Below are 1,281 nucleotides of genomic sequence, written 5' to 3'. Positions count from 1 at the left end.
GGTATTCCTTACCAGCTTGGTGGGCTGGTTTGGCTGGGTTCACAGAATAGTTACTGTTTTATTAAGTGATCAAGAATAAGGATTACGATGAAAATGCGACGACTTGGTTGTATATCAAGTGGCTGCAGTCGGGCAGGAATACTTTCCCAATGCCCAGCTCGTAATAGCTTTGGTGGTACACTCAACTCCCGGTTCCAGAGCCGCGCATGATGAGCACAACAGTTACGGATAAACGTCAGTGTATGTAGCCAGCTGCCCAGTACGGAGTGGGGCGTATTAAAGCGTTTAGCAATTTGTTTTCGATCAGAATCTTTAGCTAAACCTTGATACAAGTGAGAAAGATTCCCAAAACTTAGCTCCTCCAACATTGCCCAGTTAGGCATCAACCTCGGAGAGTCGTATTGGGACGGATAAAAACGCAGATAGTTTTCTTTTTTTCTACCCTCAATACGTTGTTGCTTAATATGGTCAGGTACTCTGCTTCTTTGGATATTGGTAATATCTCGTGCCAACGCTCTTTCTTCTTTTTTGATTTTGTCTTCTATTTCAGTTAACAAACGATGATGTTGATAGTCACCTTTGAACAATTGATTATCCATATACCAGTGAGCACCATAAGATGGCCCCATATGGTTACCAATTGCAGAACGCATGGCGACTTCAAAGCGCTCAACAGCATCCATTACGATGAGACGCAGTTCCCGGTCAAATGCATACAGTTCAACAATTTGTTGAAAACACACACCTGGCCTGAAAAAATGAGAGGAGTCACTTTCCTGAAAGGGGCGCATGTAAGCTGAAAGCCGAAAAAAACTGATCACCTCAAGGTATCGGGCAGCACGATCCGGGCTCCTTATTGTTAATCCCCGCTCGGTAAGTAGTTCAATTTGTTGTTCTACAGTCAATGCTGGCTTGGTGAACTCAATCATCCATTTGCTCAAAACAGAGGCATAAAAAACCCGCTCGATTTGTGCTTGAAGACCGAAGTCTACCTAGGCATGGCGGGTGTGTTACTGTGAAATATAGGTTTTGGGATGAAATGCGTCAAGCACAATTTACCCTCAGTTATCCATAGCAGAAAAATATTATCTGATATTTTTTTATATAAATAGCTTTTATTTTACTGCATCAATGAATTACCATCCGTTCCAGCCCTGTGCATTACTCGACAACCGAGGTGTCAGGCGCTTGAATGTCCACGGGAAGCTGGGGGGCCTTTATTCAAGATTCCGAGTAGAAGAGGCCGTTACCGACCTCAACCCTCACAGACCCGGACGTGCC

General features: G+C 44.0%; 1 protein-coding gene. It reads right to left on the bottom strand.

All coding sequences use genetic code 11. The features are described 5' to 3' along the window. Window positions 1-50: 50 nt before the first annotated feature. Window positions 51-929 (bottom strand): Abi family protein, encoded by an 879-nt coding sequence (locus KDK14_RS05690; RefSeq protein WP_257264050.1) that lies wholly within the window; start codon window positions 927-929, stop codon window positions 51-53. Window positions 930-1,281 lie beyond the last annotated feature (352 nt).

Source organism: Endozoicomonas sp. ONNA2, from assembly GCF_024606365.1.
GTDB lineage: Bacteria > Pseudomonadota > Gammaproteobacteria > Pseudomonadales > Endozoicomonadaceae > Endozoicomonas.
The sequence above is the reverse complement of the archived record's forward strand: the minus strand, read 5'-3'. Positions and strand labels throughout refer to the sequence as shown.

Coding starts and splice junctions, on each gene's coding strand:
- KDK14_RS05690 (WP_257264050.1), bottom strand. CDS start 929: ATGATTGAGTTCACCAAGCCAGCATTGACTGTAGAACAACAAATTGAA.